Source organism: Geodermatophilus sp. SYSU D01106, from assembly GCF_054049995.1.
In genome coordinates, this window is record NZ_JBJGYM010000014.1 from 15,118 (window position 1) to 41,888 (window position 26,771).

The 26,771-nt window shown below is 75.9% G+C and carries 26 protein-coding genes; 11 read left to right on the top strand and 15 right to left on the bottom strand.

Annotated elements, in window-relative coordinates:
* Nucleotides 1–10 precede the first annotated feature (10 nt).
* On the bottom strand, nt 11–814 hold the full coding sequence (locus ACI78R_RS15265; protein WP_457041330.1) for an SDR family NAD(P)-dependent oxidoreductase: 804 nt from the start codon (nt 812–814) through the stop codon (nt 11–13).
* 140 nt (nt 815–954) lie between these two features.
* On the opposite strand from ACI78R_RS15265, the gene ACI78R_RS15270 reads away from it, so the two are divergent.
* On the top strand, nt 955–1,572 hold the full coding sequence (locus tag ACI78R_RS15270) for a TetR/AcrR family transcriptional regulator (protein ID WP_073420328.1): 618 nt from the start codon (nt 955–957) through the stop codon (nt 1,570–1,572).
* Nucleotides 1,573–1,620: 48 nt separating this feature from the next.
* Here the strand turns inward: ACI78R_RS15270 and pdxR are convergent, their stop codons facing one another.
* A complete protein-coding gene (pdxR, locus tag ACI78R_RS15275; RefSeq protein WP_457041331.1) occupies nt 1,621–3,027 on the bottom strand; it encodes a MocR-like pyridoxine biosynthesis transcription factor PdxR in 1,407 nt (468 codons plus the stop codon).
* 67 nt (nt 3,028–3,094) lie between these two features.
* On the opposite strand from pdxR, the gene pdxS reads away from it, so the two are divergent.
* Both pdxS and pdxT read left to right on the top strand, forming a co-directional pair.
* On the top strand, nt 3,095–3,994 hold the full coding sequence (pdxS, locus tag ACI78R_RS15280) for a pyridoxal 5'-phosphate synthase lyase subunit PdxS (protein ID WP_457041332.1): 900 nt from the start codon (nt 3,095–3,097) through the stop codon (nt 3,992–3,994).
* On the top strand, nt 3,991–4,731 hold the full coding sequence (gene pdxT / locus ACI78R_RS15285; protein WP_457041333.1) for a pyridoxal 5'-phosphate synthase glutaminase subunit PdxT: 741 nt from the start codon (nt 3,991–3,993) through the stop codon (nt 4,729–4,731). Before pdxS ends, pdxT begins: the two co-directional genes overlap by 4 nt.
* A gap of 531 nt (nt 4,732–5,262) precedes the next feature.
* Here the strand turns inward: pdxT and ACI78R_RS15290 are convergent.
* Together ACI78R_RS15290 and ACI78R_RS15295 are read right to left on the bottom strand one after the other, a co-directional pair.
* Nucleotides 5,263–5,457: a hypothetical protein gene (locus tag ACI78R_RS15290; protein ID WP_457041334.1), complete on the bottom strand. Its 195-nt coding sequence runs from the start codon at nt 5,455–5,457 to the stop codon at nt 5,263–5,265.
* A gap of 295 nt (nt 5,458–5,752) precedes the next feature.
* Nucleotides 5,753–5,974, bottom strand: a complete 222-nt coding sequence (locus ACI78R_RS15295) for a hypothetical protein (protein WP_073420332.1) — start codon at nt 5,972–5,974, stop codon at nt 5,753–5,755.
* Nucleotides 5,975–6,236: 262 nt separating this feature from the next.
* Between ACI78R_RS15295 and ACI78R_RS15300 the strand changes: the two genes are divergently transcribed.
* A complete protein-coding gene (locus ACI78R_RS15300; protein ID WP_073420333.1) occupies nt 6,237–6,440 on the top strand; it encodes a cold-shock protein in 204 nt (67 codons plus the stop codon).
* A 66-nt stretch (nt 6,441–6,506) separates the two neighbouring features.
* Here ACI78R_RS15300 and ACI78R_RS15305 read toward each other — a convergent pair whose 3' ends face one another.
* On the bottom strand, nt 6,507–6,971 hold the full coding sequence (locus ACI78R_RS15305) for a hypothetical protein (protein ID WP_457041335.1): 465 nt from the start codon (nt 6,969–6,971) through the stop codon (nt 6,507–6,509).
* A 97-nt stretch (nt 6,972–7,068) separates the two neighbouring features.
* Nucleotides 7,069–7,734 carry a hypothetical protein gene (locus ACI78R_RS15310; RefSeq protein WP_457041336.1) on the bottom strand — a complete coding sequence of 222 codons (666 nt, stop codon included), beginning with the start codon at nt 7,732–7,734 and terminating at the stop codon, nt 7,069–7,071.
* A 174-nt stretch (nt 7,735–7,908) separates the two neighbouring features.
* On the opposite strand from ACI78R_RS15310, the gene ACI78R_RS15315 reads away from it, so the two are divergent.
* The 3 genes from ACI78R_RS15315 to msrB are packed head-to-tail and all read left to right on the top strand — an operon-like array spanning nt 7,909 to nt 11,131.
* Nucleotides 7,909–10,017: a sensor histidine kinase gene (locus tag ACI78R_RS15315; protein WP_457041337.1), complete on the top strand. Its 2,109-nt coding sequence runs from the start codon at nt 7,909–7,911 to the stop codon at nt 10,015–10,017.
* A complete protein-coding gene (locus ACI78R_RS15320) occupies nt 10,014–10,670 on the top strand; it encodes a response regulator (RefSeq protein WP_457041338.1) in 657 nt (218 codons plus the stop codon). Before ACI78R_RS15315 ends, ACI78R_RS15320 begins: the two co-directional genes overlap by 4 nt.
* 41 nt (nt 10,671–10,711) lie before the next feature.
* Nucleotides 10,712–11,131: a peptide-methionine (R)-S-oxide reductase MsrB gene (msrB, locus tag ACI78R_RS15325; protein ID WP_457041339.1), complete on the top strand. Its 420-nt coding sequence runs from the start codon at nt 10,712–10,714 to the stop codon at nt 11,129–11,131.
* Nucleotides 11,132–11,238: 107 nt separating this feature from the next.
* Here msrB and hemQ read toward each other — a convergent pair whose 3' ends face one another.
* Genes hemQ through hemE form a run of 4 tightly spaced genes read right to left on the bottom strand, consistent with a single transcriptional unit; the run spans nt 11,239 to nt 15,450 of the window.
* Nucleotides 11,239–11,955 (bottom strand): hydrogen peroxide-dependent heme synthase, encoded by a 717-nt coding sequence (hemQ, locus tag ACI78R_RS15330; RefSeq protein ID WP_457041340.1) that lies wholly within the window; start codon nt 11,953–11,955, stop codon nt 11,239–11,241.
* Nucleotides 11,956–12,004: 49 nt separating this feature from the next.
* Nucleotides 12,005–12,958 carry a hypothetical protein gene (locus ACI78R_RS15335; RefSeq protein ID WP_457041341.1) on the bottom strand — a complete coding sequence of 318 codons (954 nt, stop codon included), beginning with the start codon at nt 12,956–12,958 and terminating at the stop codon, nt 12,005–12,007.
* 57 nt (nt 12,959–13,015) lie between these two features.
* On the bottom strand, nt 13,016–14,398 hold the full coding sequence (gene hemG, locus ACI78R_RS15340; RefSeq protein WP_457041342.1) for a protoporphyrinogen oxidase: 1,383 nt from the start codon (nt 14,396–14,398) through the stop codon (nt 13,016–13,018).
* Nucleotides 14,395–15,450, bottom strand: coding sequence for a uroporphyrinogen decarboxylase (gene hemE, locus ACI78R_RS15345; RefSeq protein ID WP_073420339.1), 1,056 nt, complete (start codon nt 15,448–15,450; stop codon nt 14,395–14,397). The genes hemG and hemE overlap by 4 nt, the downstream gene beginning before the upstream one ends.
* Before the next feature lie 84 nt (nt 15,451–15,534).
* Between hemE and ACI78R_RS15350 the strand changes: the two genes are divergently transcribed.
* Both ACI78R_RS15350 and ACI78R_RS15355 read left to right on the top strand, forming a co-directional pair.
* Nucleotides 15,535–16,167 carry a DUF3000 domain-containing protein gene (locus ACI78R_RS15350; RefSeq protein WP_457041343.1) on the top strand — a complete coding sequence of 211 codons (633 nt, stop codon included), beginning with the start codon at nt 15,535–15,537 and terminating at the stop codon, nt 16,165–16,167.
* Nucleotides 16,168–16,286: 119 nt separating this feature from the next.
* Entirely contained in the window at nt 16,287–17,534 is a 1,248-nt protein-coding gene (locus tag ACI78R_RS15355; RefSeq protein ID WP_457041392.1) for an HRDC domain-containing protein, read from the top strand.
* A 65-nt stretch (nt 17,535–17,599) separates the two neighbouring features.
* Here ACI78R_RS15355 and ACI78R_RS15360 read toward each other — a convergent pair whose 3' ends face one another.
* The 3 genes from ACI78R_RS15360 to ACI78R_RS15370 form a co-directional block, all read right to left on the bottom strand.
* Entirely contained in the window at nt 17,600–18,883 is a 1,284-nt protein-coding gene (locus ACI78R_RS15360) for a sugar ABC transporter permease (RefSeq protein ID WP_073420341.1), read from the bottom strand.
* The gene (locus ACI78R_RS15365; RefSeq protein ID WP_073420342.1) at nt 18,883–19,680 is read right to left on the bottom strand and encodes an ATP-binding cassette domain-containing protein; all 798 of its coding nucleotides are present in this window, start codon (nt 19,678–19,680) and stop codon (nt 18,883–18,885) included. The genes ACI78R_RS15360 and ACI78R_RS15365 overlap by 1 nt, the downstream gene beginning before the upstream one ends.
* Nucleotides 19,681–19,754: 74 nt before the next feature.
* Complete coding sequence (locus tag ACI78R_RS15370) at nt 19,755–20,861, bottom strand: sugar ABC transporter substrate-binding protein (protein WP_457041344.1); 1,107 nt, start codon at nt 20,859–20,861, stop codon at nt 19,755–19,757.
* A 242-nt stretch (nt 20,862–21,103) separates the two neighbouring features.
* On the opposite strand from ACI78R_RS15370, the gene ACI78R_RS15375 reads away from it, so the two are divergent.
* Nucleotides 21,104–22,309 (top strand): thiolase family protein, encoded by a 1,206-nt coding sequence (locus tag ACI78R_RS15375; RefSeq protein WP_457041345.1) that lies wholly within the window; start codon nt 21,104–21,106, stop codon nt 22,307–22,309.
* Entirely contained in the window at nt 22,306–24,390 is a 2,085-nt protein-coding gene (locus ACI78R_RS15380) for a 3-hydroxyacyl-CoA dehydrogenase NAD-binding domain-containing protein (RefSeq protein WP_457041346.1), read from the top strand. Before ACI78R_RS15375 ends, ACI78R_RS15380 begins: the two co-directional genes overlap by 4 nt.
* A gap of 139 nt (nt 24,391–24,529) precedes the next feature.
* Here the strand turns inward: ACI78R_RS15380 and ACI78R_RS15385 are convergent, their stop codons facing one another.
* Together ACI78R_RS15385 and dxs are read right to left on the bottom strand one after the other, a co-directional pair.
* The gene (locus tag ACI78R_RS15385; RefSeq protein WP_336033185.1) at nt 24,530–24,820 is read right to left on the bottom strand and encodes a thiamine-binding protein; all 291 of its coding nucleotides are present in this window, start codon (nt 24,818–24,820) and stop codon (nt 24,530–24,532) included.
* Entirely contained in the window at nt 24,817–26,739 is a 1,923-nt protein-coding gene (gene dxs, locus ACI78R_RS15390; RefSeq protein WP_457041347.1) for a 1-deoxy-D-xylulose-5-phosphate synthase, read from the bottom strand. The genes ACI78R_RS15385 and dxs overlap by 4 nt, the downstream gene beginning before the upstream one ends.
* Between the last annotated feature and the right edge of the window lie 32 nt (nt 26,740–26,771).

A 26,771-nucleotide genomic window follows, 5' to 3' on the forward strand; every position in this document is an offset into this window, starting at 1 on the left:
TTCTCTCTGCTCAGGAGCCCATGCCGCCGTCGACGGCGAGGCCGGTGCCGTTGACGAAGCGGGAGGCGTCGGAGGCGAGGAAGACCACGGCGTCGGCCATGTCGGCCGGCTCACCGAGCCGCCCGGACGGCGTGAGCGCCACGACGGCACCGACCGCCTCCTCGACGCTGGGGAACAGACCCAGCTCGGCGCAGTCGACGGCGAGCTTCATGCCCATCTCCGTGGGGACCAGGCCGGGGTAGATGCAGTTGACGCGCACGCCGTAGCCGAGCTTTCCCGCCTCGGCCGCGGCGATCCGGGTCATCCGGTCGATCGCCGACTTGCTCGCCGAGTAGCCCGCGATGCCCGGGAAGGCGATGGTCGCCGCGACGCTGGCGATGTTGACGATCGAGCCGCCGCTCCCGGCCGCCCCGCCCGGTCGCATCGCCCGCAGGCCGTGCTTCATGCCGAGGGCCGTGCCGACGACGTTGACGTCGAACATGCGACGCAGGTTGGCGGGGTCGAGGTCGATCACCAGCTCGGTGACCTCGATGCCGGCGTTGTTGACCAGGACGTCGAGACCGCCCAGCTCGGCGACGGTCTCCGCGATCGCGGCCTCCCAGCTCGCCTCGTCGGTGACGTCGAGGTGGGTGGACGCCGCCTTGCCGCCCTCCGCCGCGATCTGCTGGGCCGCCTCCGCGCCGAGGTCGTCGAGGACGTCCCCGATCACGACCGAGGCCCCCGCGCGGCTGAGCGCCTGCGCCATCGCCTGTCCCAGGCCTCGTGCTCCTCCGGTGACCAGTGCCCTGTGTCCGTCCAGTGCGCCTACCGACATGCCGGTGTCCTTCCTCGTCGAAGCCCGGTGTGACGGCGGTCATGTTCGTGATGCTCTTTGACGACTGTCAAGACTTCTCTTGACGACTGTCCAGACGGACGCCGGGCACGTAGCATCCGCGGACACGAGGAGGAGGACGCGTGACGGCAGCAGCACACCGCCTGGGCCGCCGGCCGGTGGACAAGGTCGCCGCCCGGCGCAGCGAGCTGGCCGCCGCGGCGCTGAAGACGCTGGCCGAGCGCGGGTACGCCCAGACCGGCCTGCGTGACATCGCGCAGAACTCGGACTTCTCCCACGGCGTCCTGCACTACTACTTCGCGGACAAGACGGACCTGATCACGCACTGCGTGCGCGAGTACAAGGAGCGGTGCGCGACCCGGTACGACGAGGTCGTGGCCACGGCGACGACGGCCGAGGAGCTCGCCGCCGGCTTCCTGCGGAAGCTGACCGAGACCCTCACCGACGAGGCGCCGATGCACCGCCTCTGGTACGACCTGCGCAACCAGTCGATGTTCGAGCCGGCGTTCCGGGCCGACGTCGCCGAGATCGACCTCCTGCTGGAGCGGATGATCGGGCGGATCGTCACCCGCTACGCCGAGCTCTCCGGGCGGACGCCGCAGGTCGCCCCGCCGGTCGTGTACGCGGTCTTCGACGGCCTGTTCCAGCAGGCGCTCCTCCGCCAGCTGGCAGGCGTCCCCTCGGCGGCCGGCGAGCTCCGTGCTGCGGTCGGCCAGGTCCTGCCGCACCTCGTCCGCTGAGGCCGGTGCAGCCGCGCGCGGCGCGCGGGCCCGCCTGAGCCGCAGCGCTCAGGCGGCGTCGAGCAGCTCGGACAGGACGGCGAGCCCGCGGCGCAGCTCGAGGTCGGTCGGCGCGCCGTAGCCGAGGACCAGCCCGGGCGACGCCGGCGGACCCGCCGAGTAGTCGGCGAGGTCGGCGACGACGACCCCGCGGCCCGCGGCGGCGCGGACCAGCGCGGCCGCGTCGGTACCCGGGCGCAGGTGGACGACGACGTGCAGCCCGCCGTCGAGCGCGCCCAGCGCGACGTCGGGCCGCTCCCCCAGCGCGGCGGCCACCATCGACCGGCGGTGGTTGTAGTGCCGCTGCGCGCGGGCGGTGTGCCGGGCGAGGCCGCCGTCGGCCAGGTAGTGCGCCAGCGCGGCCTGCTGCACGCCCGACACCGGCGAGTCGAGCAGCGTGCGGGTGGCGCGCAGCCGCTCGCCGAACGCGCCGCGCAGCACCATCCAGCCGCAGCGCAGCCACGGGCTCAGCGTCTTGGACCAGCTGCCGACCAGCACGACGTCGGCCGGCGAGGGCAGGGAGGCCATGGCCGGCAGCGGGCGGCGGCGGTGCCGGAACTCGCTGTCGTAGTCGTCCTCCAGCACCACGACGCCCTCCTCCGCAGCCCACCGGAGGAGGTCCACGCGCTCCTGCACCGGCATCCGCCCGCCCAGCGGGTACTGGTGCGACGGGGTGAGCAGCACCGCGTCCGGCGCGGGGGACAGCGCCCGCAGGTCCGCGACGCGGGGGCCGTCGGCGTCCACCGGCAGGGGCACGACGACGGCGCCCGCGGTGGCCAGCACCCGCCGCGCCGCAGGGTAGCTGGGGTCCTCGACGACGACCCGCGGCGGGCGGCCCGGCGCCCCGAGGGCGGTGGCGACCAGGGCGAGGGCGTCGCTGGCGCCGGCGGTGACGAGGACGTCGTCCGCCCCGGCCTCCACCCCGCGCACGCGGCGCAGGTAGACGGCCACCGCCTGCCGCAGCGCGGGGAGCCCGAGCGGGTCGGGCGGACCGGCCGGGAGGTCGTCGGCGACGGCCCGGCGCCAGGCCGAGCGCCACTCGGCGTCGTCGAGCAGCCGGGTGGCCGGCCGCCCGGGCGTGAGGTCGACGACGTCGGGCCCGGCGGACGGGGACGGCGCGGACGGCGGGGCCGCCGCCGGGCGCGCCACGGTCACGTCGGGCCGGACGGCGACCACCGTCCCGCCGCCCCGCCGCCCGGTGGCGAAGCCCTCGCCGACCAGCTGCTCGTAGGCGGTGACCACCACGCCGCGGGAGACCCCGAGGTCGGCGGCGAGGGTGCGCGTGGGCGGCAGCGTGTCCCCCGGCCCGAGCGCGCCGCCCAGGACGGCCGCCCGCACCGACGCCGCGATCTGCACGCTCAGCGGCGTCGGGGCCGCCCGGTCGACCGGGACGAACAGGTCGCCGGTGTACGCCACTTGGTCCTCCCGCATCCGCCCGGTTTGGACTGCTGCCAGGACCAAAGCATGGCGCACCGTGGCGGCCATGAGCGAGCAGACCCCCTCCGTCGTCGGCACCGACCGCGTCAAGCGCGGCCTGGCCGAGCAGCTGCGGGGCGGCGTGATCATGGACGTCGTCACCCCCGAGCAGGCCCGCATCGCCGAGGACGCGGGCGCCGTCGCCGTCATGGCGCTGGAGCGGGTGCCCGCCGACATCCGCGCCCAGGGCGGCATCGCGCGCATGAGCGACCCCGACATGGTGCAGGGGATCATCGACGCGGTCTCCATCCCGGTGATGGCCAAGGCCCGTATCGGGCACTTCGTTGAGGCGCAGGTGCTGCAGAGCCTGGGCGTGGACTTCGTCGACGAGTCGGAGGTGCTCACCCCGGCCGACGAGGCCCACCACATCGCCAAGCACGAGTTCACCGTGCCCTTCGTCTGCGGCGCCACCGACCTCGGCGAGGCGCTGCGCCGGATCGCCGAGGGCGCGGCGATGATCCGCAGCAAGGGCGAGGCCGGCACCGGCAACGTCGTCGAGGCCACCCGGCACATGCGCGCCCTGCGCGCCGGCATCCGGCGGCTGACCACGCTCGACGAGACCGAGCTGTTCGTCGCGGCCAAGGAGCTGCGCGCCCCGCACGACCTGGTCGCCGAGGTGGCGCGCGCCGGGAGGCTGCCGGTCGTCCTGTTCACCGCCGGCGGCATCGCCACCCCCGCCGACGCGGCGATGATGATGCAGCTGGGCGCCGAGGGCGTGTTCGTCGGCTCCGGCATCTTCAAGTCCGGCGACCCTGCCCAGCGTGCCGCCGCCATCGTCCAGGCGACGACGTTCTCCGACGACCCGGCCGTCATCGCCAAGGTCTCCCGCGGGCTGGGCGAGGCGATGGTCGGGATCGACGTGGACACGCTGCCGGAGTCGCAGCGCTTCGCCGGCCGGGGCTGGTGAGCGCGCCGCGCATCGGCGTCCTGGCGCTGCAGGGCGACGTCCGCGAGCACCTCGCGGTCCTGGGCCGGCTCGGCGCCGACGCGACGCCGGTCCGCCGCCCGGCCGAGCTGGCCGGCCTCGACGGGCTCGTGCTGCCCGGCGGGGAGTCGACCACGATGACGAAGCTCGCGGTGCGCACCGGGCTGTTCGGCCCGCTGCGCGACGCCGTCGGCTCGGGACTGCCCGTCTACGGCACCTGCGCTGGGCTGGTGCTGCTGGCCCGGCGGCTGCTCGACGCCCCGCCGGACCAGCCGACCCTCGGCGTCCTCGACGTCGCCGTCCGCCGCAACGCGTTCGGCCGGCAGGCCGAGTCGTTCGAGGCGCCGGTCGCCGTCGACGGCGTCCCGGGCGGGCCGGTGACGGCGGTGTTCATCCGCGCGCCGTGGGTGGAGTCGGCCGGGCCGGGGGTCGAGGTGCTCGGCCGCGTCGAGGACGGGCCGGCGGCCGGCCGCGCCGTGGCCGTGCGCCAGGGCGGCGTGCTGGCCACCAGCTTCCACCCGGAGCTGACCGGCGACGACCGGGTGCACCGGCTGTTCGTCGACCTGGTCCGCGAGCGACGGTGTCGCGGTGGCCACGGGAGGTCCGGTGACCGTCCAGGCAGGGGACCGAACACGAGGACCACGACCATGATCGTCGAGCGTGCGGCACCCCTCACGCAGGGTCACAACGCACCGGGGACGTCCTCGAACGCCCTTTGAGAGCGACCTGAGGGCGGCGTCCACCCTGTACTCCTCCGGAGCCCGTCCCCCACCTGAACGGAGAGTCGACGTGGACTCCCTGATCGACTCCCGCATCCGCAATGCCCTGTGGGGAGCCAGCATCGCCACCCTGGTCGTCCTGGTGGCTCTGCCCTTCATGGCCCCCGGCGGCGAGGAGACGCCGGCCGGTGGAGGTGGAACCGCGGGAACCCCGGGCGCCGCGGCGACGCACCCGGTCGAGCCGACTCCGGCGGGAGCGACGATCCCGCCGGAGTCGGCTGCACCGACGGCCGGCGAGAGCCTCACTCTCGAGGACTTCCTGCCGGGTGCGGCCCCGCCGGCCGACTCGGCCGCTCAGCCGGTCCTGAGCGAGGCGGCTTCCGTCAGCGACTCGGGGACGACCGCGCCAGGGCGACGGTCCCCCGTCTCACCGAGCCTGCCTGGCCTCCCCTCGGTCACCCCGCCCCCGAGCCCCACGACCGCCGGCAACACGCCGTCCACCGCACCGCCCACGTCGGCGCCACCCACCGCTCAGCGCCCGCCGACCACGACGACACCACCGACGACGAGCCGCCCACCATCGGCGCCGCCCACGACCACCGCTCCACCGACCACCACGACGCCGCCGTCGACCACCGCGCCGCCCACGACCACCGCTACCCCGACCACCACGACGCCGCCGTCGACCACCGCGCCGCCCACGACCACCGCGCCGCCACCGGTCACACAGCCGCCACCGGTCACGCAACCGCCACCGGTCACGCAGGGGCCAGTCACGCAGCCGCCGCCCAGCGCGGAATCGCCGGCCGTGGAGTCCCCGGCTCCCCAGCCGCTGCCCACGACGCCGAGCGAGGTACCCACCTCCTCCGCTCCGGTGCCGCCGGGCGACTGACGCCGACACCGACCGCCCAGCAACAGCTCCCCTGAGGGGGGACGGCGACGGGGTGGCTGCGAGAAGTGAGGCGCCGGTCCCGGACCTCCCCCGCCCCCGTGGCGCGGGGGCCGGGACCGGCGCCCCGGCTCAGTCGGCCAGCAGGGCGGCGTGCGCGCCGAGGCGGTGCGCGAGCGCGGCCGCGGTGCCGGTGGAGCGCAGGACGTCGGCCAGGAGCGCGGCCAGCTCGTCGCCGTCCCCCGCGCCGGGGAGCGCGGCGGCGGGCTCGTCGAGCTCGGCGGCCAGCATCGCGTCGAGGTCGGCGACGTCGAGGTCGGCCAGCTCGACCAGCACGAGCGGGGTGGTCTCCACGACGGGGCTCCTCGGGTCGGGCCGGGCTCCGTCCCGGCACCCACGACCCTGACCGCGCCGCCGCAGCGGGGTCTCACCGGAACCGCACGATCGCCGCAAGAACGGGCTCCAGGGGGCCGCGCGATGTGACCGCCGCCACGCCGGAGGAACCCGATCACGCCCCGGACCCCCACGGAGGCGTCTGTGCGGCTAGGGTCGACACGTCGGGAAGGCCCTGCGCTCTGGCAGGACCCCGATGCACCATCGCAGCTAGGAGCGAGCAATGCCCGAAGGAACTGTCAAGTGGTTCAACGCGGAGAAGGGGTTCGGCTTCGCCACCCCTGACGGTGGCGGACCGGACGTGTTCGTCCACTACTCGGCCATCCAGACCAGCGGGTACCGCTCGCTCGACGAAGGCCAGCGGATCTCGTTCGACGTCGAGCAGGGCCAGAAGGGCCCGCAGGCCGCGAACGTCACCCCGCTCTGATCTCCTGATCAGCACAGCGCCCCCGCCCGGTTCGCCGGGCGGGGGCGCTGTCGTTCGTGGGGGTGGCTACCGGGCCCGGGGCACGTACCCGCCGACGAGCGACTGCATGAGCAGCGCCCCGGCGTCCGGGCCCACCGCCCGCGCCGCGTCGGCGAAGGCCCGCCAGCGGTCCCGCTCGACGTCGGTCGGCGCGTTGGCCGCGCGCAGGTCCGCCTGCTCGAGCAGGCGCTCCCACTCCCCCTGCGGGGTCGGCCACAGCCCCGCGAGCCGCCGCGCCTCGGCGGAGATCCCGGTGATCCGGACGATATCGCCGGCGTGGTTGGTCAACGGCTCGATGTAGCCCGCGGCGGCCAGCGCCTTCGCCGCGGCGACGACGTCGGCCTTCGGCAGCCCGCTGCCCGGGACGACGGAGCCGAGCAGGTACGGCGCGCCGCCGTGCCTGGGCTCGTCGACCAGCCGGGCGATCGCCCGCAGCACGGGCAGGTCGCGGGTGAACCAGGTGTCGGGCAGGGACGGGTCGAGCGGGGTCACGCCGTCCAGTCTCCCCGGGCACCCGGTGGCGCCCCGCCACCCGGGGTCACGGGGCGACGGGGCGGACCGGCGGAGAGGCGGACCGCGGCAGGTCCGCTCAGCGGCGGGTCAGCTGCGGCCGGGTCGCGAGGACCAGGCCCAGCACCCCGTAGCCGAGGACCAGGTGGCCGGCGCCGACGAGCGACTCCGTCGTCGCGCCCGCGACCGCGGCGACCGGGAACATGACCAGCGCCCACGTCTCGGCGAGCGCGGGCCACACCCGGGCGGCGCCGCGCCACCGCCCGGCGACCGCGATGCGGATGCCGATCGCGGCCATGCCGAGCATCGACAGCGGCCACGAGAGGTCCAGCGCGACGAAGAACGGCTCCTCGGTCAGCCCGGGCGCGACCAGCCACTGCACCGACGACCCGATCGCCAGCCCGAGCAGCACGTGCTCGGCGTGCAGGCACCCGCGGGCCAGCCGGCCGGTCCCGGTCGCCCGGGTGCGCAGCTGCACGGCCACCAGCGCGACCAGGCCGAGCTGGAACAGCAACGTCGCGGCCTTGTAGGCCGGCGGGTAGGCGTCGGTGGCCGGGTCGACGTCGGCGGTGGCCAGCAGCCCGGCCGCCCAGGCGACCGCGCCGGCCGTGGTGACCAGGCCGCCGAGCCGGACGAGCCGGGACGGGTCGGGCGCGTGCCGCGGACCGGACCCGGGCGCTGAGCCGGGTGCGGCATCGGGGGCGGCGCCGGTGCGGGCGGACGACGGGGTGGTGCTGAGCGACATCGGGGCCTCCGGGGTGTGGCGCGGTGCCCCGTGGCACCGCCTGCTGGGGACCGTGCCGGGGCCGCGTCCCGGGCGGCCAGGGCGCCGGCGCACGGGCGCTCCCGCGGGTGTCCCGGCCGGGCCGGGACGCCGTGTCCCTGTCGTCCGGGACGGCCGCTCGGGCAGGATCCGCGCGTGACGGTCGGCGAGCGGGTCCCGGCGACGGCGGCGCCGGCGGGCCCGCCGCCGCGGCGCCGGCGTCCCGTGCGCGCGCTCGCCTGGTCGGGTGCGGCCGCCACGCTGGTCGCCGTCGCCGCGACCGCGGTCCTCGACGTGCTCACCCCGGACGCGGCCCGGGCGGCCGCCGGGGCCGGGCCGGGCTGGGAGATCGGGCTGCCGGGGCTGCTGCTCGCCGTCCCGGGCGCGCTGCTGCTGTCCCGCGCGCCGCGCAACGCCGTCTCCTGGGTGGTCGCCGGCACCGGCCTGTTCTGGGCGCTCGACGGCCTGGCCTCGTCCTGGCTCACGTACGCGGTGCAGGACGACCCGCCGCTGCCCGCCGCCTCGGCGGCGATGTGGTTCGTCGGCCGCCTCGGCGCCGCGCTGCTGCTCGGGCTCCCGCTGCTGCTCCTGCTCTACCCGGACGGGCGGCTGCCCCGCGGCCCGTGGCGCGCGGTGTCGGTCGGCGCCCTCGCCGCCACCGCGGCGCTGCCCGTGCTCCTCCTGGTGACGCCGTTCGCGATCGCTGCCGAGCGGGGCGGCACCCCGACGCCCGAGGTCTACCGCGGCCTCGACCTCGACCCGGCCAGCTTGCCGCTGCCCCGTGACGTCGCCCTGCCGCTGCTCGAGCTGGCCTTCCCGGCGACCGGGCTGGGCCTCCTCCTCGCGCTGGCCGTCGTCGTCGCGCGGCTGCGGGCGGCCACCGGGGAGGACCGGCGGCGCATGCGCTGGCTGCTGTGGGCCGGCGTCGTCGACGCGCTCGTGCTGCTCGGCGCCCTGCTCTTCCCGCAGGCCACCCTCGGCCTCGACCTCAGCCTTGCCGTGGGCCTCACCGGGCTGGCGGTCACGCTGGGCATCCTGCGGCCCCGCGCGGTCGACATCGACCGGCTGCTCGGCGGCACCCTCGTCTACGGCGGGCTGGCCGCCGGCGTCGTCGTCGTCGACCTGGCCGTGCTCGCCGCGGCGGGCACGCTGCTCGGCGGCCGCTTCGACGAGCGCAATGCCGTCGTCGTGACGCTGCTGGTGGTGGCGGCCGTCTACGTCCCGCTGCGCGCGGCGCTGTGGCGGCTGGTGCGCCGCTGGGTGTTCGGCGAGCGGGAGGACCCCTACCGCGTCGTCGCGGGCCTGGCCGAGCGGCTCGAGCGCTCCGACGGCGCCGAGGAGCAGCTCCTCGCGGTCGCCGCCGGCATCGCCGAGGCGTTCCGCGTCCCGTGGGTCGGCGTCGAGGTGGACTCCGCCGACGGCGGCCGCCTCGTCGCCGACCACGGCCGGCGCCCGGCCGCGGTGCAGTCGCTGCCGATCGCCTACCGCGGCGAGGAGGTCGGCCGGCTGCTGCTCCCCCGCGACGGCGTCCGGGCGCACCTGGTCACCCGCGACGAGCGCCTGCTCGCCGACGTCGTCCGGCAGGCCGCCGCGGCCGCCCGGGCGAGCTCGCTGGCCGCGCAGCTGCAGGCCGGGCGCGAGCAGCTGGTCGCCGCGCGCGAGGAGGAGCGCCGCCGGCTGCGCCGCGACCTGCACGACGGCCTCGGCCCCTCGCTGGGCGCCGTCGTGCTGCGCATCGACACCGCCCGCAACCTCGCCGCGTCCCGTCCCGGGGACGCCGACCGGCTGCTCCGCCAGGCACGCGACGACGTCGCCGCCGCGCTGGCCGACGTCCGGCGGCTGGTGCACGACCTGCGCCCGCCGGCGCTCGACGACCTCGGCCTCGCCGGTGCCGTCCGCCAGCAGGCGCAGCGGCTGCTGCCCGCGGAGGTGGCCGTGACCGTCGACGCCGGCGACCTGGCCGAGCTGCCCGCCGCCGTCGAGGTGGCCGCCTACCGGATCGTCTCCGAGGCGCTGGCCAACGTCGCCCGGCACGCCGCCGCGTCGCGGGCCGCCGTGAGGCTGGCGCGCGACGGCGGCGACCTCGTCGTCACGGTCACCGACGACGGCGCCGGGATCGCCCCCGACCGCGCGGCCGGCGTCGGGCTGGTCGCGCTGCGGGAGCGGGCCGCCGAGCTCGGGGGCACGTGCACGGTGGACTGCCCCGCCGGGGGCGGCACGGAGGTGCGGGCGGTGCTGCCCGTGGACGGGAGGAGGTCGCGGTGACCGGGCCGGAGGAGCCGCTGCGGGTGGTCGTCGCCGACGACCACCCGGTGTACCGCGACGGGCTGGCCCTGCTGCTCGGCTCGGTGCCCGGTGTCGAGGTGGTCGGCACCGCGGGCGACGGCGCCGCGGCGGTGGAGGTGGTGCGCGAGCACCTGCCCGACGTCGTCGTCATGGACGTGCAGATGCCGGTGCTCGACGGCATCGAGGCCACCCGGCGGATCACCACCCAGGCGCCGTCGGTCGGCGTCGTGGTGCTGACGATGAGCGAGGACGACGGCACGGTGTTCGCCGCGGTCCGCGCCGGCGCCCGCGGCTACCTGCTCAAGGGCGCCGACCAGGAGGAGGTGCTGCGGGCGATCTCCACCGTGGCCTCCGGCGGGGCGGTGTTCGGCGCGGCGCTGGCCCGGCGGATCACCGACTTCTTCGCCGCCGCGCCCCGCGGGCCGGAGGAGGCCTTCCCGCAGCTGACGGCGCGCGAGCGGGAGGTGCTCGACCTGGTGGCCGCGGGACGCTCGAACGCGCAGGTCGCCGCCGCGCTCTACCTGTCGCCGAAGACCGTGCGCAACGTCGTCTCCAACGTGCTGGCCAAGCTGCAGGTCGGCGACCGCGCGCAGGCGATCGTGCGGGCCCGCGAGGCCGGCCTGGGGCGCTGAGCACGGGGAATCCGCCCGCCGCCCGGGCCGTTCCTGCAGGCATGACGACGTCCACCCCCCAGCCGAAGGTCACGAAGAGCGACGCGGAGTGGCGGGCGCAGCTCTCGCCGGAGGAGTACGCGGTGCTCCGCCAGGCCGGCACCGAGCGGCCGTGGACCGGCGAGTACGTGGACACGAAGACCGAGGGTGTCTACACCTGCCGGGCCTGCGGGGCCGAGCTGTTCCGCTCGCAGACCAAGTTCGACTCGCACTGCGGCTGGCCCTCGTTCTACGAGCCGTCGGCTGCCGACAACGTGGTGCTGCGCGAGGACCGCGCCTACGGGATGGTCCGCACCGAGGTCCTCTGCGGCAGCTGCCACAGCCACCTCGGGCACGTCTTCGACGACGCCCCGCAGACGCCGACCGGCGACCGCTACTGCATCAACAGCGTGTCCATCCGGCTGGAGCCGGCGCAGGGCTGACCGGCCCGCGCACGATCAGCCGGGATCACCGCAGCGCGTCCTGGCTCACCGTCGGCGGTGAGGCAGGACGCGGCACGACCAGGCGGCCTGATCGTGCGGCGACGCGGTCAGGCCAGGTCGGCGACCAGCTCGGCGACTGCCTTGCGGGTGCCCGTGTAGAAGGGCACCTCCTCGCGCACGTGCCGGCGGGCGCGGCTGGCGCGCAGGTCGCGCATCAGGTCGACGATGCGGTGCAGCTCGTCGGCCTCGAAGGCGAGCATCCACTCGTAGTCGCCGAGCCCGAACGAGGCGACCGTGTTGGCCCGCACGTCGGGGTAGGGGCGGGCCTGCATGCCGTGCTCCTTGAGCATGTCCCGCCGCTCCTCGTCGGGGAGCAGGTACCACTCGTAGGATCGCACGAACGGGTAGACGCAGACGTAGCGGCGCGGCTCCTCCTCGGCGAGGAACGCCGGGATGTGGCTGCGGTTGAACTCCGCCGGCCGGTGCAGCGCCATCTGCGACCACACCGGCTCCAGCCGCCGCCCGAGCGCCGTGCGGCGGAACCGGGTGTAGGCCTCCTGCAGCGCCTCCGGCGTCTCGGCGTGCCACCAGACCATGACGTCGGCGTCGGCGCGCAGGCCCGCGACGTCGTACGTGCCGCGGACGACGACGCCCTTGCCGGCGAGCTCCTCGAACAGCCCGGAGACCTCGTCGGCGGCCGCCGCGCGGGCCTCGTCGCCGAACGGGCGCGCCAGCCGGAACACCGACCACATGGTGTAGCGGATGAGGGCGTTGAGCTCGTTGGCCCGCTTGCCGACGCTCTTGGTCTCCGTCTGCTCGCTCATGCCCCCATCCTCCCCCGCCGGCCCGGCGGGATGCCGTGGGATCCCGGTCTCAGGACGGGACGACGCTGAGCTGCGGGCGCTGCCTGCGGCCGGGCCGGGCGGCCAGCGCGGCGAGCCCGATCGCGACGGCGTCCTCGGCCAGCGCCGCCTGCCAGTCGGGCACCCGCTTCGCCGCCCAGCGCCGCCAGGCCAGCCCGCCGAAGGACCCGGCGAGCGCGCCGAGCAGGCCGGCCGTCACCGGGGCGGCGGCGTTGGCGCCCTCCCGGCCGGCGATGCGGCCCGCGGCACCGGCGCCGCCGAGCAGCCGCGCCGGGAGCGCCTGCGCGCTGGTCCGCGCGGGGGTGGCCGGCAGCTTGTCGCCCACCAGCTCGCCGGCGACGGCGGCCAGCGCCCCGAGCCGGGTGCCCCGCCGGGATCCCGGGTCGCCGAGCACCGGCGCGGCCAGCGCCAGGGAGCTGCGCCCGCCGGTGGCCACGCCGAGGACGGCCGAGCGCAGCACCAGCCCGGGCGGCGCCGGTACGCGCCGGTCGCGCTGCTCGCGGGCCACCGGGACCGACGACAGCACGCCCTGCACGGCCGCGCCGTAGGCCAGGTGCGGCACCGCGTCGGCCACCCAGTCCGCGGCGGTCCACGTGCGCGGGTCGCTCACGCCGAGCGCGGCGACCGGGCCGTCGGTGGCCGCCATGGCCGCGGCGCCCGCGACCACCGCGCCGGTGGGGCCGGAGAACCGGACGCCGGCCGAGCGCAGCACGCTGGCCAGCACGCCGACGCCGAGCCCGGTGCCGATGCCGCTGAGCGCGCCGAGCGCCGTGCGGCGGTGCTCCCGCACGGCGCCCCGCCCGGGGAGGCCACCGGCGAGCCGCCCGGCCAGCGCGTCGACCACCTGCTCCGGCGTCTCGCTCGGCGCCCGCCCCCGCCAGAGCACGTCGGCGTAGGTGACGGCGTTGAGGACGGTGGTGCCGGCTGCCCCGGCCACCAGCCCGCGGGCGAGGCTGCTGATCACCTCCCCACCCTGCGGGGACAACGGCCGGTGCGGCAACCGGGGCCGCCGGCCCGCGGGCTAGAGCAGCGCCTCCACCGCGCGGCGGGCGCCGCGGATGCAGGCCGGCACGCCGACCCCGTCGTACGCGGCGCCGGCCACGGCCAGGCCCGGCACGGCGGCCACCGCGTCGCGGACCGCCACCACCCGCTGCGGGTGGCCGACGAGGTACTGCGGCAGGCCACCGCCCCAGCGCACGAGGTGGGCCTCCACCGGCTCGCGGCGCTCGAGGTCGAGCAGGTCGGCGACGTCGGCCACCACCGCGGCGGTCAGGTCGTCGTCGTCGCGCTGCAGCTGCGCCTCGTCGCCGTAGCGGCCCACCGAGGCGCGCACCCGCAGCAGGCCGTCGCCGGACAGGTGCGGCCACTTCGACGACGACACGGTGACGCCCTTGACCAGCCGGCCGGTCACCGGCGGCACGAGCAGGCCCGAGCCCGCCACGACCGGCTGGGCGGGGAACGCCATCGCGACCACCGCCATCGACGCGTACGGGATCCCGCGCAGCGGCTCGACCGCGTCCGGGGCGAGCCCGCCGAGCAGCCGCGCCGATTTCCCGGCGGGCGCGGCGACCAGCACGGCGTCGGCCTCGACCACCTCCGGGGCGGCCACCGGGCCGACGGCGACCTCCAGCCGCCCGCCCGCGCGGCGGATCGCGTGCGCGGGGGTGCGCAGCCGCACCCGCGCGCCCGAGGCGGCAGCCAGCGCCCCGGGCAGTGAGCCGATCCCGTCGGCGACGGTGACGAACACCGGCCCGTCGACGTCGCCGCGGCTGCGGGCGCCGGCGTCCCGGGCGGCGACGGCGGCCGCGAGCACCGAGTCGGCGCGCGCCAGCTGCGCGGCCAGGGCGGGCATGGTGGCGGCCAGCGACAGGTCGTCGGGGCGGCCGGCGTAGACCCCGCCGAGCAGCGGCTCGACCAGCCGGTCGACCACCTCGTCGCCGAGCCGCGCGCGCAGCAGCGCCCCGACCGAGACGTCGCCCTCCAGGCGCAGCGGCGGGAGGCCGGCCTCCGCGCGCACCCGCGCGACGCCGTCGTCGGTGAGCACCCCGGCCAGCCCGTCGGCCGACGTCGGCACGCCCTGCACGGTGCCCGGCGGCAGCGGGTGCCGGCCGTCGGGCAGCACGATCGAGGCCTGCGTCGTCGACGGCGCCACCAGCCGGTCGCCCAGGCCGAGTTCCGTCACGAGCTCCACGGCCTCGGGGACGCGGGCCAGCACCGCCTCGGGCCCGGTGTCGTACCAGGTGCCGGCGAGCTCGACCCGGTCGAGCTTGCCACCGATCCGCCCGCCCGCCTCGACGACGACCACCTCGTCGCCGGGCCGCTGCCGCGACCAGGCCCAGGCGGCGGTCAGCCCGGTGATCCCGGCGCCGACGACGACCAGGCGGCGGGTCATCCGGGGGGTCATCGCGCCGAGAGCTCGTGCACCAGCTCGACGACGTGGGTGAGCACGCCGGGGTCGGTGTCGGGCAGCACGCCGTGGCCGAGGTTGAACACGTGGCCGCGCGCGGCCCGGCCCTGCTCGACCACCCGGCGCACCTCGCGGTCGACGGTCTCCCGGTCGGCCAGCAGCACGGCCGGGTCGAGGTTGCCCTGCAGGGAGCGCTGCGGCCCGACGCGGCGGGCGGCCTCGTCGAGCGGCACCCGCCAGTCGACGCCGACGACGTCGGCCCCGGCGTCGCCGATGAGCGCCAGCAGCTCGCCGGTGCCGACACCGAAGTGCACGCGGGGCACGTCGCGGTCACCGAGCCCGTCGAACACCGCCCGCGAGTGCGGCAGCACGCGCTCCGCGTAGTCGGCGGCCGACAGCACCCCGGCCCAGGAGTCGAACAGCTGCACCGCCGAGGCGCCGTTGTCGACCTGCACCCGCAGGAACGTGGCCGCCGAGACGGCGAGCCGGTCGAGCAGCCGCTGCCAGGCCTCGGGCTCGGCGTACATGAACGCCTTGGTGCGGGCGTGCTCCTTCGACGGGCCGCCCTCGATCAGGTAGGTGGCCAGGGTGAACGGCGCCCCGGCGAAGCCGATGAGCGGCGTCGGCCCGAGCTCGGCGACCAGCCGGCGCACCGCCGTCGCGAGGAAGTCCAGCCGGTCGGGCTCGAGGCCCGGCAGCGCGTCGACGTCGGCCACCGTGCGCACGGGGTCCGCCACCACCGGCCCGACGCCGGGCTTGATCTCGATGTCGACGCCGGCGACCACCAGCGGCAGCACGATGTCGGAGAAGAGGATCGCGGCGTCCACGCCGTGCCGGCGGACCGGCTGCAGGGTGATCTCGGTGACCAGGTCGGGGTCCTGGCAGGCCTCGAGCATCGCCGTCCCGGCGCGCAGCGCCCGGTACTCCGGCAGCGACCGGCCGGCCTGCCGCATGAACCAGACCGGGGTCCGCTCGACCGGCAGGCCGCGCGCGGCCCGGACCAGGTCCGAGTCGGCGGGGGACGTCGGGCGGGCCTCTGCGGTGGTCACGACGGTCGATCCTCCCAGACCGCCCGAAGCCGGACGTGCGGCGCGTCGGAGACAGACCGGGCCCGCGACACCTACCCTGCCAGCGTGGAGCCACGCAGCACGGCCGGGACCCGCGAGGTCACGGGCGCGCACGGGCCCGCCGAGCCCCCGCCGGCCGAGTTCGCCGCGGGCGTCGCCGCGCTGTCCGCGCTGCGGGTGCGCCCCGAGATCGTCGTCGAGCAGATCCCCGCGCCGCAGCGGCTCGCGCCGTACGCGCACGCGCTCGCCGCGCGGATCACCGAGGGCGACGGCGACGACGAGGTGGAGCTGGCCGTCGCGCGGTTCATCGTGCTGCACGACCCCGCGGGCCACGAGTCCTGGAACGGCACCACCCGCTGCGTCGGCTACCTGTCGGCCGCCACCGACGAGCACATGGTCGACGACGCCATGTTCTCCGAGGTGGCCTGGAGCTGGCTCACCGAGGCGCTGGCCTCCTCCGGGGCGGCCGCGCACACCCTCGGCGGCACGGTCACCCGCACGGCCTCCACCCGCTTCGGCGACCTGGCCGGCCCCGAGCACACCGTCGACGTCGAGCTGCGGGCGTCCTGGACCGCCGGCGACACGGCCCTCGACCGCCACCTCGACGCGTGGCTGGAGGTGCTGGGCAACGCGGCCGGGCTGCCGCCGCCGGGCGTCTCCCTCCTGGGCCCCTCCGGCACGGTCGGGGACGGCAACTAGGATCGGGCACGGGGAGTTCCGGACTCCCCGGGTCCGCGCCGGCCGGTCCGATCCGCCGGGCACAGCGACTGTGGCGGACGCACGGACGAGAAGGTGGACGGCAACTGAGCACCGAGCCCCTGCCCGACCCCGCTGGCGAGGCCGGTACCGAGGAGACCGACGGGCCCGCGCCCGTCCCCCTGCTGGCGCCGCGTGACGGCCTGCCGCCGGTCCTGGACACCGCCGCGGCCGTCGCGGGCTACGCCGACGCGCTGCGCGCCGGGTCCGGCCCGGTCGCCGTCGACGCCGAGCGCGCCTCCGGCTACCGGTACGGGCAGCGCGCCTACCTGGTGCAGCTGCGCCGCGCCGGCGCGGGCACCGGGCTGGTCGACCCGATCCCCCTGACGCTGCCCGACCTCGCCGTGCTGCAGGACGCGATCGCCGGCGAGGAGTGGGTGCTGCACGCGGCCAGCCAGGACCTGCCGTGCCTGGCCGAGATCGGCCTGGTGCCCGCGCGGGTCTTCGACACCGAGCTGGCCGCCCGCCTGGCGGGGCTGCCCCGCGTGGGCCTGGCCGCCGTCGTCGAGTCGCTGCTCGGGTACTCGCTGGTCAAGGGCCACTCGGCCGCCGACTGGAGCACCCGCCCGCTGCCCGAGGAGTGGCTGGTCTACGCCGCCCTCGACGTCGAGGTGCTCGTCGACCTGCGCGACGCGCTGGCCGCGCTGCTCGAGGAGCAGGGCAAGACCGAGTGGGCGCGGCAGGAGTTCGCCGCGGTCCTCGCGGCCGGGCCGCCCGCGCCCCGGCAGGACCCGTGGCGGCGCACCTCCGGCGTGCACGGCCTGCGCAGCCGCCGCCAGCTGGGGATGCTGCGGGCGCTGTGGGAGGCCCGCGACGACCTGGCCCGCCGGCGCGACGTCGCCCCGGGCCGCGTGCTGCCCGACGCCGCCATGGTGTCGGCGGTGCAGGCCGACCCGCCGTCGGAGTCCGCGCTGCTGGAGCTGCCGGTGTTCCGCGGCCGGGCCAACCGCCGGCTGGTGAGCACCTGGTTCGGGGCGCTGGCCCGCGGGCGGGCGATGCCGGACTCCGAGCTGCCGCTGCACAGCCGCCCCGGCGACGGCCCGCCCCCGGTGAACCGCTGGGCCGACCGCGACCCGGCGGCCGCCACCCGGCTGCAGGCCGCCCGCGCGGGCCTGGCCGAGCTCGGCGAGAAGCACGCGGTGCCGGTGGAGAACCTGCTCTCCCCCGACCTGGTGCGCCGGCTCATGTGGACCCCGCCCGAGCCGCGCGACGCCGCCGCGGTGGCCGCGGCGCTGCGCGCCGGCGGGGCGCGCGAGTGGCAGGTCGAGCTGACGACCGGCCTGCTCACCGACGCGCTCGCCCGCGCCTGACACGACGGAGGGGCGGCCCCGGGAGAACCCCGGGACCGCCCCTCTGTCGTGCGCGGACGACGGCGCTAGTGCCCCGTCGCCGCGGCCCGCCGCCGGGCCAGCGCGTCGACGCTGGCGGCCAGCAGCAGCACTCCACCGGTGATGATGAAGTTCAGGTAGGCCTCGACACCGAGCAGGCCCAGGCCGTTGGCGATGATCGCCACGACCAGGCCACCGAGGACGGCGTCGCGCACCCGGCCCCGGCCACCGAAGAGGCTGGTGCCACCGATGACGGCCGCACCCACCGCGTACAGCAGCGTGTTGCCGGCACCCGACGCCGCGGTGACCGAGGCCAGCCGGGACGCCGCGGCGATGCCGCTGATGGCGGCCATCGTCGAGGACAGCACGAACACCAGGACGCGGATCCTGGTGACGTTGATGCCGGCGCGGCGCGCGGCCTCGGCGTTGCCGCCGACGGCGTAGACGTGGCGGCCGAAGCTGGTGCGGCTCAGCACGAAGGTGAGCAGCAGCAGCAGGATGACCACCAGCGGCACCGCGTACGGGATGCCCTCGAGGTCGACGGCCGCCGACAGCGCCCGGTCCTGGCTGAGGATCGCGGTGACGACGACCAGGATGACGGCGATGAGCACGCACCGGGCGGCCACCACGGCCAGCGGCTGGTGCGCCAGCCCGCGGGCCTTCTGCACCCGCCAGCGGTTCAACTGGATGGCGGCGTAGAGCAGGATCGCCACCGCGGTGAGGACCCAGCCGAGGGTGACCGGCAGGTTCCGGTTGGCGATGCCCTGCACGACCTCGTCGCGCACCGGGATGGTGCCGCCCTGGCCGATGATCCGCAGCGTCACGCCCTGGAACGCCAGGAACAGCGCCAGGGTCACGACGAACGACGGGATCCCGACGATCCCGACGAGCGTGCCGGTGAACAGGCCGATCAGCGCGCCGGCGGCACACGCGGCGAGGATCGCCACGTACCAGGGCGCCCCGGACTGGGCCAGCAGCTGCGCGAGCACGGCGGCACACACGCCGCTGACCACACCGGCCGACAGGTCGATGTCGCCCAGGAGCAGGACGAACACCAGGCCCATGGCGAGCAGGGTGATCGGCACGGCCTGGACCAGCAGGTTGCTGATGTTCAGCGGCGTCAGGAAGGTGTTCGGCCGCAGCGCGAAGAACAGCAGGCCGAGCGCCACGATGCCGAGGACGGCCGGCAGGGCGCCCAGGTCACCGCCGCGGACCTTGTCGACGTACCCGCGGACGACGCCCGAGACGCTGTTGTCCGGGCGGTCGGCCTCGAAGCCGGCCGGCGCGGCGCCGGACGGCTCGGGCTTGGTGGTGGAGACGGGGTTGCTCATCAGATGCTCGCCTCGGCGACGGCCGGCGCGATGCCCAGGTTGCCCGAGCGCCCGGCGGTGATCAGTTCGATGACCTGACCGCGGTCGACGGTGCTGATCGGCACGTCGGCGGCCATGCGGCCCAGGTACAGCGCGGCCACGCGGTCGGAGACCTCGAAGACGTCGACCATGTTGTGGGTGATGTAGAGGACGGCGTGGCCGGTGTCGGCCAGCCGGCGCACGAGGTCGAGCACCTGCCGGGTCTGCGCGACGCCGAGCGCCGCCGTCGGCTCGTCGAGGATGACGACCTTCGACTCCCACAGCACGGCCTTGGCGATCGCCACGGTCTGCCGCTGGCCACCCGAGAGGCTGGACACGAGCTGGCGGACCGACTTGAGGGTGCGGACCGACAGCTTGGCCAGCGTGTCGCGGGCGGCGGCCTCCATGGAGGCCTCGTCGAGCAGGATGCCGCGCTTGCGCTCGCGGCCGAGGAACATGTTCTGGACGACGTCGAGGTTGTCGGCCAGCGCGAGGTCCTGGTAGACGACCTCGATGCCGAGGGCCGCGGAGTCCCGCGGGCCGGTGACGCTCACCGGCCTGCCCTCGAACAGGATCTCCCCACCGTCGATGGGGTGGATGCCGGCGATGGACTTGATGAGCGTGCTCTTGCCGGCACCGTTGTCGCCCACGAGGGCGGTTACCTGGCCGGGGAAGACCTTCAGGTCGACCCCGTGCAGCACCTGGATGGCGCCGAAGCTCTTGGTGACACCGCGGAGCTCGAGGATCGGGGTCCCCTCACCCGCCTGCGGATCGGTCATGGCGGTCCTCTCTCGGAAAACGAGCCTGCGGGGCGCCTCCCGAGCATGTCAGGAGGCGCCCCGCAGGGAGGGGGTCAGGAGATGCCCAGCTCCTGGCAGTCGGCAGCGAACTCGCCGGTGCACAGCTCCTCGGCGGTGACCTGGCCGTCCTCGACGACGTCACCGACGTTGTCGCGGGTGATGGTCACCGGGTCGAGCAGGACCGACGGGACGTCGCGGCCACCCTCGGCGTCCTCGACGGTGCCGGTGGTCTCGGCCTCGTCACCGTTGATCAGCGCGATGGCGAGCTCCGCCAGGGCGCCGGCCTCCTGGGCCGCCGACTTGTAGACGGTCATGCACTGGTTGCCGGCGAGGATGTTCTGCAGGCCCTCGACCGAGGCGTCCTGGCCGGTGACCGGGACCTGACCGGCCTGGCCGTTGCGGGCCAGCGTCTGGATCACGGCGTTGGCCAGCGTGTCGTTGGCGGCGACGACGCCCTGGATGTTGCCGCCGGCCTGGGTGTACATCTGCTCGAAGATCGTCGCGGCCTGGTCGGGCTCCCAGCCCGGGACGGCCTGCTCGGCGACCTGCGTGTACTGGGTCAGCGGGTCGAGGATCTCGTGCGCGCCGTCGGCGAACAGCGTGGCGTTGTTGTCGTCGGGCGAGCCGTTGAGGAAGGCGATGTTGCCCTGCGTGACGCCACCGGCGTTCAGGCAGTCGGCGAGGCCCTGGCCCTGCAGGCGGCCGACCTCGGTGTTGTCGTAGGAGACGTAGTACTCGGCCGAGCCACCCAGGGTGAGCCGGTCGTAGTCGATCGTCGCCACGCCCTGCTGGGCGGCCTGCTGCTGGATCTGGGCGCCCGAGGCGGAGTCCAGGTTGACGATCGCGAGGACGGTGACGCCCTCGGTGATCATCTGCTCGGCGATGGTCGCCATGCGCTGGGCGTCGCCCTCGGCGTTCTGGATGTCGTACTCGACACCGGCGTCCTCGAAGGCCGCCTCGAGCAGCGGACGGTCCGCGCTCTCCCAGCGGGGGGAGGACTCGGTGTCGGGGAGGATGACGCCGACCTTGCCGGCGGCGTCGCCGCCGCCGCCGCCGCCGCCACCGCTGCCGCCGCTGCCGCTGTCGTCGCTGCCGCAAGCAGCGAGGCTGAAGACCAGGGCGGCCGCGAGGGCCGTCATCGTGGTGCGCCGTCGCGCCATGGATTGTCCACCGTTCCGTCGGGAATACGCAGAAGTGCGGCGGCCACTATGCGCGCCGCGTCACAGGCCGTGCAAGGCCACCCCCCCGACGTTGCCGGACCGTGACCTCGACCACTCCGGACGAGTGAGACCTCCGCCCCTCCCGGACCGGGTCGCGCTTGGTCGAGCTGTTACCGGCGGGTAACTTCTTCGGTGCCGCGCGCCCTGCCCGCGCCGGTTCCCGTTCCCGCTGCGGAGGTCCCATGTCCCGCTCGCTGCGCGAGGTCGTCTTCGTCGACGGCGTGCGCACCCCCTTCGGCAAGGCCGGCCCGAAGGGCATCTACGCCGAGACGCGCGCCGACGACCTCGTCGTCCGCGTCATCCGCGAGCTGCTGCGCCGCAACCCGTCCCTCCCGGCCGACCGCGTGGACGAGGTCGCCATCGCCGCCACCACGCAGATCGGCGACCAGGGGCTGACGATCGGCCGCACCGCCGCGCTGCTGGCCGGGCTGCCGAAGTCGGTGCCCGGCTACGCGATCGACCGCATGTGCGCCGGCGCGATGACCGCCGTCACCACCACCGCGAGCGGCATCGCCTTCGGCGCCTACGACGTCGCGATCGCCGGCGGCGTCGAGCACATGGGCCGCCACCCGATGGGCGAGGGCGCCGACCCCAACCCGCGGTTCTTCAGCGAGAAGCTGGTCGACGGCTCGGCGCTGGTCATGGGCTCCACGGCCGAGAACCTGCACGACCGCTTCCCGCACCTGACCAAGGAGCGCGCCGACGCGTTCGCCCTGGCCAGCCAGCAGCGGTACGCCAAGGCCGTGGCCAACGGCCAGATCGGCCCGGAGCTGGTGCCCGTCGCGACCCGCTCCGCCGAGCAGGGCTGGGGCCTGGCCACCGCCGACGAGCCGCCGCGCCCGGGCACCACGCTCGAGGGCCTGGCCACGCTCAAGACGCCGTTCCGCCCGCACGGGCACGTGACCGCCGGCAACGCCGCGGGCCTCAACGACGGCGCCACGGGCTGCATCCTCGCCGCCGAGGAGGTCGCGCAGGAGCTGGGCCTGACCGCCGGCATGCGCCTGGTCGGCTACGGCTTCGTCGGCGTCGAGCCCGAGGTCATGGGCGTCGGCCCGGTGCCCTCGACCGAGCGCGCGCTGGCCCGCACCGGCCTGACCATCGACGACATCGGCCTGTTCGAGCTCAACGAGGCCTTCGCCGTCCAGGTGCTGGCCTTCCTCGACCACTTCGGCATCGCCGACGACGACCCGCGGGTCAACCCGTGGGGCGGCGCGATCGCCGTCGGCCACCCGCTGGCCTCCTCGGGCGTGCGCCTGATGACGCAGCTGTCGCGGCAGTTCGCCGAGCGGCCCGACGTCCGCTACGGCCTGACCGCCATGTGCGTGGGCCTCGGCATGGGCGCCACCGTGATCTGGGAGAACCCGAACTGGGAAGGTGCCGCGCAGTGACCACTGTCTTCGAGGACGAGGTCGTCACCCGGGCGCTCGTCCGCTACCTGCGGGTGCCCGGTCTGGCCGGCGAGATCGCGCTGGTCACCCTGGACAACGGGCACGACCACACCCGCCCCTCCACCTTCGGCCCCCGCGGGCTCGCGTCCCTCGACGCGGCGCTCGACGACATCGCCGCGCACAAGCCAGCCCCGGCGGCCATCGCCGTCACCGGCAAGCCGTTCGTCTTCGCCGTGGGCGCCGACCTCTCCGGGGTCCCGGCGGTCACCTCCGCCGACCAGGCGCGCGAGATCGCCGAGACCGGGCACCGGGTGTTCCGGCGGCTCATGGACGCGGCCGTCCCGACGTTCGCGTTCGTCAACGGCGTGGCGCTCGGCGGCGGGCTGGAGCTGGCGCTGCACTGCCGGTACCGGACGATCGCCTCCACCGCGGTGGTGGCGTTCCCCGAGGTGTTCCTCGGCCTGGTGCCCGGCTGGGGCGGCACGCAGCTGTTGCCGGACCTCATCGGCATCGACCCGGCGGTCACCGTCGTCGTCGAGAACGCGCTGGCGCAGAACAGGACGACGCCCGCCCCGAAGGCGGCGCAGCTGGGCATCGCCGACGTCGTCCTGGAGCCCGCCGACTTCCTCGAGCGCTCGCTCGAGTGGGCCGTGGGCGTCCTGAACGGCGACGTGACGGTCGACCGGCCCGAGGTGGACCGGTCGGCCTGGGACGGCGCCATCGAGCGCGCCCGGGCGATCGTGGCCGGGCGGACCCGCGACGCCTCCCCCGGCGCCCTGCGCGCCGTCGAGCTGCTGGACCTCGCGCGCGCCGGGGTCCACGGCGAGGCGTTCACCGCCGGCACCGCCGCCGAGGACGCCGCGCTCACCGACCTGCTCATGACCGACGAGCTGCGGGCCTCGCTCTACAGCTTCGACCTGGTCAACAAGCGGGCCAAGCGGCCGGCCGGCGCCCCGGACAAGGGCCTGGCGCGGAAGGTCGGCAAGGTCGGCGTCGTCGGCGCGGGCCTCATGGCCAGCCAGCTCGCGCTGCTGTTCGTCCGGCAGCTGAAGGTGCCGGTCGTGCTCACCGACGTCGACCAGGCGCGCGTCGACAAGGGCGTCGCCTACGTCCACGGCGAGCTGGAGAAGCTCGCCCAGCGCGGGCGCCTCAGCGCCGACCGGCTCAACCAGCTCCGGGGCCTGGTGAGCGGCTCGCTGTCCAAGGACGTCTTCGCCGACGCCGACCTCGTCATCGAGGCCGTCTTCGAGGAGATGTCGGTCAAGCAGCAGGTCTTCGCCGAGGTGGAGGCCGTCGTCTCCCCCGAGTGCGTGCTGGCCACCAACACCTCCGCGCTGTCGGTGACCGAGATGGCCTCGAAGCTGGAGCACCCCGAACGGGTCGTCGGCCTGCACTTCTTCAACCCGGTCGCGGTCCTGCCGCTGCTGGAGGTCGTGCGCGCCGAGCGGACCGACGACGCCTCGCTGGCCACCGCCTTCGCCGTCGGCAAGGCGCTGAAGAAGAGCTGCGTGCTCACCGCCGACGCCCCGGCGTTCGTGGTGAACCGGCTGCTCACCCGCTTCCTCGGCGAGGTCACCTCGGCCGTGGAGCAGGGCACGCCGGTCGCCGTCGCCGACCGCGCGCTGGACCCGCTGGGCCTGCCGATGTCGCCGTTCGACCTGCTCACGCTGGTCGGCCCGCCGGTCGCCCTGCACGTGGCCGAGCGGATGCACGAGGCCTTCCCCGACCGGTTCGCCGTCGGCGAGGGGCTGCGGAAGATGGTCGAGCTCGGCAAGTCCAGCGTCTACTCCGAGCCGGGCGTCGTCGACCCCGAGCTCGAGGGCATCGACGCCGGCGACTCGCCGCTCACCGAGGAGCAGGTCCGCGAGCGGGCCGTCGAGGCGCTGGCCGAGGAGATCCGGCTGATGCTCGACGAGGGCGTCGTCACGGCCGTGCAGGACATCGACCTGTGCATGCTGCTGGGTGCCGGGTGGCCGTTCTGGCTCGGTGGCATCTCCGCCTACCTCGACCGCGCGGGCGTCTCGGAGAAGGTGACCGGGCAGCGGTTCCTGCCGCGCGGGGTGGCGAGCCTCCCCGCCTGAGGGCGCTGACGACGACGGCCCGGGTCCCCGCGCGGGGGCCCGGGCCGTCCGTCGTCCTGGCTCACCGTGGCGCGTCCTGGCTCACGGTCGGCGGTGAGCCAGGACGCAGCACGATCAGGCGGCCTGATCGTGCTGCGTCTCAGCGGAACTTGCGGGTGAGGCTCTCGATCGTGCGGTCGACCGAGGCGACCTTGACGTGCGAGATGCCGCTCGTGGCACCCGCGGCCAGCATCGCCTCGTGCGCGGCCCGCAGCGTCGCCCACACGGCGTCGGCGTCGCCCTCCAGCGTGGTGCCCAGCGCCCCGACCTCGGAGTGCAGGCCGGACGCCTGGATCACCCGGACGGCGGCCTCCACGAAGGCGTGAGGGTCGTCGGGCGTCCCGGCCGGCGAGGGCGCGACCTGGATCTCGGCGATCACCCGCCCGGTCACTGCTGGGCGCCGTCGACCGGCTCGACGGCCGCCGGCTGCTCCTCGGTGCGCTCGGTGACCACCGCGGTCCACTCGGCGATGCGCCGGGCCACGTCCTGCTCGGTGAGGCCGGCGTCGGCGAGCACCTGACCGCGGCTGCCGTGCTCGAGGAACGCCTGCGGCAGGCCCAGGGTGCGCACCGGCACGTCGACCTCGCGGTCCTGCAGCGCCCGGCTGAGCAGCGTGCCGACGCCGCCGGCCCGGCCGCCGTCCTCCACGGTGACGACCAGCCGGTGCTCCCCCGCCAGCTCCACCAGTTCGCCGGGCACCGGCACGACCCAGCGCGGGTCGACGACGGTGACGCCGATGCCGTGGTCGGCGGCGCGCTCGGCGGCGGCCAGGCACACCGGCACCATCGAGCCGACGGCGACCAGCAGCACGTCGTCGCGGTCGCCGCGGCGCAGCACGTCGACCGCGCCCCGCCGCTCCAGCGCCGGGATGTCGACCGGCGGCACGCCCTTGGGGAACCGCACGACCGTCGGCCCGTCGGTGACGTCGAGCGACTCGCGCAGCGCCTCCCGCAGGGTGGGCTCGTCGCGCGGCGCGGCCAGGCGCAGGCCCGGCACGACCGAGCAGATCGACATGTCCCACATGCCGTTGTGCGAGGCGCCGTCGGTGCCGGTGACCCCGGCCCGGTCGAGGACGACGGTGACCGGCTGCCCGTGCAGCGCGACGTCCATGAGCAGCTGGTCGAAGGCCCGGTTGAGGAACGTCGAGTAGACGGCGACCACCGGGTGCAGCCCGCCCATCGCCATGGCCGCGGCGCTGGTGAGCGCGTGCTGCTCGGCGATGCCGACGTCGAAGGTGCGCTCGGGGTACCGCTCGGCGAACGCGGCCAGGCCGGTCGGGTGCAGCATCGCCGCGGTGACCGCGACGACGTCGGCGCGCTCGCCGCCGATGCGCACCAGCTCGTCGGAGAACGCCGTCGTCCAGTCGCGGGCGACGGCGGGGCTGGTGCCGCTGTCGGGGTCGAAGACGCCGGTGGCGTGCCAGGCGTCGATCTGGTCGGTCTCGGCCGGCGGGTACCCGAAGCCCTTGGTGGTGACCGCGTGCACGATCACCGGGCCGCCGAAGGAGCGGGCGCGGCGCAGCGCGGACTCCATGACCTCGACGTCGTGGCCGTCGACCGGGCCGACGTACTTGAGGCCGAGGTCCTCGAACATGCCCTGCGGCGCCAGGACGTCCTTGACGCCCTTCTTCAGCCCGTGCAGCGCGTCGTAGAGGGCCGAGCCGACCACCGGCGCGCGGTGCAGCGCCTGGCGGATGGCCAGCAGCGCCTGCTCGTAGCCGGGCCGCAGCCGCAGGCTGGCCAGCGCGTCGGCCACGCCGCCGATGGTCGGCGAGTAGGACCGGCCGTTGTCGTTGACGACGATGACCACCGGGCGGTCCTTCGCCGCGGCGATGTTGTTGAGCGCCTCCCAGGCCATGCCGCCGGTGAGCGCGCCGTCGCCGATCACGGCGACGACCGGGCGCGCGTCGCCGCGCACCGCGAACGCCTTGGCCAGCCCGTCGGCGTAGGACAGCGCCGTGGAGGCGTGGCTGTTCTCCACCCAGTCGTGCTCGCTCTCGGCGCGGCACGGGTAGCCCGAGAGCCCGCCGCGCTGGCGCAGCCGGTCGAAGCCCTCGACGCGGCCGGTGAGCATCTTGTGCACGTACGCCTGGTGGCCGGTGTCGAAGACGATCGGCTCGCGCGGCGACTCGAACACCCGGTGCAGGGCGATGGTCAGCTCGACGGTACCGAGGTTGGGACCGAGGTGACCGCCGGTGCGGGCCACGCTGGTGACCAGCGCGTCACGGATCTCCGCCGCCAGCGCGGGCAGCTGCTCGGCGGGCAGCGCCCGGAGGTCGGCGGGGTCGCGGAGCGAGCGCAGGAGCGACACGGCGCGGCGTCGTCCTCTCTGTCGGCGGCAGG

Coding starts and splice junctions, on each gene's coding strand:
- ACI78R_RS15265 (WP_457041330.1), bottom strand. CDS start 814: ATGTCGGTAGGCGCACTGGACGGACACAGGGCACTGGTCACCGGAGGA.
- pdxS (WP_457041332.1), top strand. CDS start 3,095: ATGAGCGAGCAGACCCCCTCCGTCGTCGGCACCGACCGCGTCAAGCGC.
- ACI78R_RS15300 (WP_073420333.1), top strand. CDS start 6,237: ATGCCCGAAGGAACTGTCAAGTGGTTCAACGCGGAGAAGGGGTTCGGC.
- ACI78R_RS15310 (WP_457041336.1), bottom strand. CDS start 7,734: ATGTCGCTCAGCACCACCCCGTCGTCCGCCCGCACCGGCGCCGCCCCC.
- msrB (WP_457041339.1), top strand. CDS start 10,712: ATGACGACGTCCACCCCCCAGCCGAAGGTCACGAAGAGCGACGCGGAG.
- hemQ (WP_457041340.1), bottom strand. CDS start 11,955: ATGAGCGAGCAGACGGAGACCAAGAGCGTCGGCAAGCGGGCCAACGAG.
- hemG (WP_457041342.1), bottom strand. CDS start 14,398: ATGACCCCCCGGATGACCCGCCGCCTGGTCGTCGTCGGCGCCGGGATC.
- ACI78R_RS15360 (WP_073420341.1), bottom strand. CDS start 18,883: ATGAGCAACCCCGTCTCCACCACCAAGCCCGAGCCGTCCGGCGCCGCG.
- ACI78R_RS15365 (WP_073420342.1), bottom strand. CDS start 19,680: ATGACCGATCCGCAGGCGGGTGAGGGGACCCCGATCCTCGAGCTCCGC.
- ACI78R_RS15370 (WP_457041344.1), bottom strand. CDS start 20,861: ATGGCGCGACGGCGCACCACGATGACGGCCCTCGCGGCCGCCCTGGTC.
- ACI78R_RS15375 (WP_457041345.1), top strand. CDS start 21,104: ATGTCCCGCTCGCTGCGCGAGGTCGTCTTCGTCGACGGCGTGCGCACC.